This is a genomic window from Aeromonas media (genome assembly GCF_000819985.1).
GTDB classification, from domain to species: Bacteria; Pseudomonadota; Gammaproteobacteria; order Enterobacterales; family Aeromonadaceae; genus Aeromonas; species Aeromonas media.
The window spans coordinates 1-5,529 of record NZ_CDBZ01000007.1 but is presented as its reverse complement, the minus strand read 5'-3'; the positions used below and the strand labels follow the sequence as shown (position 1 = coordinate 5,529).

General features: G+C 60.3%; 3 protein-coding genes and 3 tRNA genes. 3 read left to right on the top strand and 3 right to left on the bottom strand.

Annotated elements, in window-relative coordinates; all coding sequences use genetic code 11:
• The 3 genes from BN1127_RS00510 to BN1127_RS00500 all read right to left on the bottom strand — a co-directional run.
• A partial coding sequence (locus tag BN1127_RS00510; RefSeq protein WP_082029906.1) for a circularly permuted type 2 ATP-grasp protein occupies positions 1–1,279 on the bottom strand: 1,279 nt, incomplete at its 3' end.
• 310 nt (positions 1,280–1,589) lie between these two features.
• Positions 1,590–1,665: transfer RNA gene (locus BN1127_RS00505), tRNA-Asn, on the bottom strand.
• A gap of 2 nt (positions 1,666–1,667) precedes the next feature.
• Positions 1,668–1,743: transfer RNA gene (locus BN1127_RS00500), tRNA-Asn, on the bottom strand.
• 554 nt (positions 1,744–2,297) lie between these two features.
• Between BN1127_RS00500 and dauA the strand changes: the two genes are divergently transcribed.
• The 3 genes from dauA to BN1127_RS00485 form a co-directional block, all read left to right on the top strand.
• A complete protein-coding gene (gene dauA, locus BN1127_RS00495; RefSeq protein WP_042648100.1) occupies positions 2,298–4,034 on the top strand; it encodes a C4-dicarboxylic acid transporter DauA in 1,737 nt (578 codons plus the stop codon).
• A gap of 182 nt (positions 4,035–4,216) precedes the next feature.
• Positions 4,217–4,304, top strand: a tRNA-Ser gene (locus BN1127_RS00490).
• Positions 4,305–4,387: 83 nt separating this feature from the next.
• On the top strand, positions 4,388–5,529 hold a 1,142-nt coding region (locus tag BN1127_RS00485; protein ID WP_231557418.1), incomplete at its 3' end, for a tyrosine-type recombinase/integrase.

Here is a 5,529-nt window from a genome sequence, read left to right as displayed (position 1 = left end):
GGGGGGGGGTTATGCCCGCCTCGACGAAGGTGGGGCAAGTAGACAGGGAGAGGGTGGGCTGGGCTATGTAGTTGTCGGGCCTAGCCTTGAGCAGCTCGCGAAAACGGGCCAGCTCCTCGCGGCTGGCGCAGGGGCCGATCAGCATGCCGTAGCCGCCGGCGCCATGGACCTCCTTGACCACCAGCTCCTCCAGGTGCGCCAGCACATAGGCCAGGGCATCGGGTTCCCGGCACTGCCAGGTGGGGACGTTGTTGAGGATGGGCTCCTCCCCCAGGTAGAAGCGGATCATCTCCGGCACATAGGGGTAGATGGACTTGTCATCGGCCACCCCGGTGCCGATGGCATTGGCCAACACCACGCCGCCGGCGCGGTAGACAGAGAGCAGGCCCGGCACACCGATGAGAGAGTCCGGGTTGAAGGCGAGGGGGTCCAGGTAGTCGTCGTCGATGCGGCGATAGATGACATCCACCCGTTTCAGCCCGGTGGTGGTGCGCATCAGCACCTGACCATCCTTGACCACCAGATCCGCGCTCTCCACCAGCTCCACCCCCATCTGCTGGGCGAGGAAGCTGTGCTCGAAGTAGGCGCTGTTGAAGCGGCCCGGGGTCATCACCACCACGCAGGGGTTGTCCACGGGGCTGCTCTCGCGCAGGGTCTGCAGCAAGAGGGCCGGGTAGCGCTCCACCGGCGCTATGGACTGGTTGTGAAACAGCTCGGGGAAGAGGCGCATCATCATCTTGCGGTTCTCCAGCATGTAGGAGACCCCGGAGGGGGTACGCAGGTTGTCCTCCAGCACGTAGTAGTCACCGTCGCTGTTGCGGATGATGTCGACCCCTGTGATGTGGACATAGGTGTTGCGGTGCAGGTCGACCCCCTGCATACAGGGCTGGTACTGGGCATTGGTGAGGATCTGGGCGGCCGGGATCACCCCCGCCTTCAGGATGCGCTGATCGTGATAGATGTCGTGCAGGAAGGCGTTGAGGGCGGTGACGCGCTGGCGGATCCCCTTGTCCAGATGCTGCCACTCCTGGGCGGGAATGATGCGGGGAATGCTGTCGAACGGGATGAGGCGCTCGGCGCCGTCCCCATCCCCATAGACGTTGAAGGTGATACCGACCCGGTGAAACAGCAGATCGGCCTCCTCACGCTTGCGTTCTATGCTCTTCTCGTCGGTTTGGTGCAGCCACGCCAGATAGGCGTGGTAGTGATCGCGAAACTGGTTGTTGGCGAGCAACATCTCGTCGTAGCAACCGGGTCCGGGCGGCTTGATGGGTAGCATAGGCAACTCCTTGTGACGTCCCTGAGGTCAGGAATTGCAAGGGCTGTGCCAGTCAATTGAGTCGCTATGAAGGCCGATATCAGTAATTTTATACTGATAAATCAGATAGATGAGTGCGTTGTCATCAAGGGGGAAAGGACGCTGCACCAGACTGGTACCCCAGAGAGGGTAGTCCTGCGTCATCTTGTGGCAGCGCCCCAGGCGCGATGAGCAGAGGCGGACAGGGAGGGGAAGCCGCGCAGCTTCGCCTTGCCCCGCGCTGGGGCAGAGGAAACGAAAAAGCCCAGTCCTGAGACTGGGCTTTAGAAGATGGCTCCCTCGACAGGACTTGAACCTGTGACATACGGATTAACAGTCCGCCGTTCTACCGACTGAACTACGAGGGAATTGGCTCCTCCTACTGGACTTGAACCAGTGACATACGGATTAACAGTCCGCCGTTCTACCGACTGAACTAAGGAGGAATTGCCTGTCTCGTCGAGACGGAGCGGATATTAATGATCCCCCGGACGGGTGTCAACCCGCCATTCCACGGAAAAATGGCTTTTCGGCCCGTTTGCCCAAAACTTGGGCGCTGTGGACTATTTTCAGCACAATCAGCAGCTTGAGGTGCCCTGCCTGCGGCCACGGTTGAGCTGGCCGTGAAGGCGTGCCCCGGCCTGGAGGGGGCAGGCAATGGATGAGCCGATCATGGAGGGGAGGTGATACATATCGGCAATATACCGATTGCCGATGGGCTCGCCTCTGAGGTGATGGGCGGGGGATGTGGGGAAGATGCTGATTCGCGATGAGCAAATAACTGCAGGGATGGCTGTGAAAATCGGCGATATGCGAGCTATCGATGACAATAATGCGGGGTAATGGCCATTTCTTGATCCTGCCCATCGAATTATCGGGCTGGCTCGGGTATGGTTGCTCTGGATACCATCGCCGCGTCGACAGCTCTGCCGGCCCTTGATGATGATCGGGTGCCGGTTCACTCCGGCCTTTGTCTCCCTCTTCTGGTATTACCCTAGACATGCACAATCAAGCTTCCTTACAAGGCGTGAAGCTGGCTATCGCATTGCGCCAATCCTGCATCGATGAACCCTATAGCGTGGCGCGCTTCGGCCGCGACCTCATCGCCGGCATCACGGTCGGCATCATCGCCATTCCGCTCGCCATGGCGCTGGCCATCGCCAGCGGGGTGCCGCCCCAGCACGGCCTCTACACCGCCATCATCGCCGGCATCGTCATCGCCGTGACGGGGGGCTCGCGCTTCTCCATCTCGGGGCCGACCGCCGCCTTTGTGGTGATCCTCTATCCGGTGGCCCAGCAATTCGGGGTGGGGGGCCTCTTGATGGCGACCCTCATCTCCGGCTTCTTCCTGGTGGCCATGGGGATGGCGCGCCTTGGTCGCCTCATCGAATACATTCCGCCCTCGGTGACCCTGGGCTTCACCGGCGGCATCGCCATCGTGATCGCCACCTTGCAGATCAAGGACTTCTTCGGCCTGCACGTTCCCGAGATGCCGGAAACCTATGTCGGCAAGGTGCAGGCGCTGGCCCATGCCCTGCCCAGCTGGCAGTGGGGTGATACCCTGGTGGGGGTGGCCACCCTGGCGGTGCTGCTGCTCTGGCCAAGATTGCGGCTGCCGGTGCCGGGTCACCTGCCGGCCGTGCTGGTGGGGGTAGGCCTGGGTGTCGGCCTGCACGCCCTGGGAGTGGACGTGGCCACCATAGGCAGCAAGTTCAGCTATACCCTGGCCGATGGTACTCAGGGCATGGGGATACCCCCCATAGCCCCGACCCTGGTGATGCCCTGGGCCCTGCCCGGGCCGGACGGCGCCCCCGTGGTTTGGGATCTGGCGGCCATAGAGCGGCTGCTGCCCGCCGCCTTCTCCATGGCCATGCTGGGAGCCATCGAATCCCTGCTCTGCGCCGTGGTGCTGGACGGCATGACGGGGCGCAAGCACAGCTCCAACGGCGAGCTGGTGGGGCAGGGGCTTGGCAACATACTCGCCCCCTTCTTCGGCGGCATCACGGCGACGGCCGCCATCGCCCGCTCCGCCGCCAACGTGCGGGCCGGTGCCACCTCGCCCATCTCCGGCATAGTCCATGCGCTGGTGGTGCTGGCCGCCATTCTGGTGCTGGCCCCCTGGCTCTCCTGGCTGCCGCTCTCCGCCATGGCCGCCCTGCTGCTGCTGGTGGCCTGGAACATGAGCGAGGCCCACAAGGTGGTGGATCTGGTGCGCAGGGCGCCCCGCTCGGATGTGCTGGTGCTGCTGGTCTGCCTGTCCCTCACCGTCATCTTCGACATGGTCATCGCAATCACCTTCGGGGTGATCCTGGCGTCCCTGCTGTTCATGCGTGAAATCGCCAAGATGACCCGACTGCACAACCTGGCCGAGCACGGCCGTTATGCCAGCGAAGTGCCGGCGCAGACCCTGCTCTACAAGATCAACGGTCCCCTGTTCTTTGCCGCCGCCGAGCGGGTCTTCGAGGAGCTGCTGGCCCAGGTGGGGGAGCACAAGGCGCTGATCCTGCAGATGGAGGCCGTCTCCATCCTGGACGCCGGCGGGCTCTCTGCCTTCCAGCAATTTGCCAAACGCATGGCCAAGTCGGGCGTCCAGCTGAAGGTGGCCGAGTTGCAGTTCCAGCCCCTCAAGACCCTGGCGCGGGCCAAGGTGCGCCCTGTCCCGGGTGAGCTGGAGTTCTACGGCTCGCTAGAGGAGGCTATCAGAGGGGAACATTTGCACGAAGCGATTGAAAATTGACGTAAAGGGATAGGAAACGGCATCTTTTTGGTCAGTTTGTTCGCAAATTGAGCAAACGATAGCAAAAGATGAAAAATGAGATTGACCGGCTTGCTCCTATCCCTTACATTACGCCCCGTTCCAGCGCAGCAGCGCAACGAACCATGTGGCGATTGAACACGTTAAACAGCAGTCAAAAATTTGGTGAGGTGTCCGAGTGGCTGAAGGAGCACGCCTGGAAAGTGTGTATACGGCAACGTATCGAGGGTTCGAATCCCTCCCTCACCGCCAAATATAACCCGTTGAATTTCAACGGGTTTTTTCATTTCTAGACTTACGTGATTTTTTTCCTGGATCAACTGGGTGGAACAATCATGTATCTGAGTAAAAATGCCTCCGGCACCTACTACACTCGTCTCCCGCTGCCTAAGTCATTACGTGACCGTGGCTTGCCCTTCGCTATCCGTACTTCCCTTTGCACCAAAGATAGGCAGCTCGCCGTAGACCGCAACCTAGCAGTGGCAGCTCGTACTCGTGCACTAATCGCGGCTACCCCTGCCGATACTACACCCCGCAGTTTCTATCGCTGGATCCGCGCCGATCTAGACGCTTTCAAAGCTGCGGGATTTGCTGCATCTCTTACGCCCTCCCAATCCATTGCTTCCCCCATCGAGTCCTCGACTTGCCCCGCCAAGGGGATTGCCCTTACCCAGGCGTTGACACAGTTTCTCGACGCCAAATCGAGTGAGGGGATCCAACATAAATCCGTGGGCCAGCTCCAACTTCGGATCAACGCCTTCGTCACCTGGGCCAAAGGGGTCAAAGCCGATCAGGTGACCCCAACCTTGGCGCAGGAGTACCGCAACATCTTGCTGCGCAAGAGCGACATCAGTTTCAAAACTAAGACCGATTATCTGGCAGCCCTGAAACAGTTCTTCCGTTGGTGCGTGGCACTGGACTATTGCAGTCGTAACCCTTTCGATGGGCTGACGGCAGGTAAAAGACCGAGCAAACGGGCGGATGAAGAGCGAGTGCGCTGGCATCGCCCTCAACTGGCCCAACTGTTTGCCAGCCTGCGCAGCAAACAATCCCAGAAAGGCAGAAAGTTGAAAATTCAGGACTGGTGGGTGCCCCTGCTGTGCCTATACGCAGGGTTGCGGCCTTCCGAGGCCTGCCAGCTCAAAACTCAGAACATCAAACAGGTTGAGGGGATTTGGTGTTTGATGGTCGATGCGGGAGAGGCGGATCAGCAGCTCAAAACCGTCAATGCGTACCGTACCGTGCCACTGCACAGTGCGTTGATCGGACATCAATTCCTGGACTATGTGGAGAGTCGTCGCAGTCAAGGGAAGGTATTTTTGTTCGATGACCAACCATCAGGCAAAGACGACGACTGGGCGCATAACATCACCTGTCGCTTCCAACGCCACCTCAATGAGGCTGGCATCGTAGGTCAGGGCCGTCCCACGCTTTACGGGCTGCGGCATACCTTCATTGATGAGTTACAGCAGGCGGA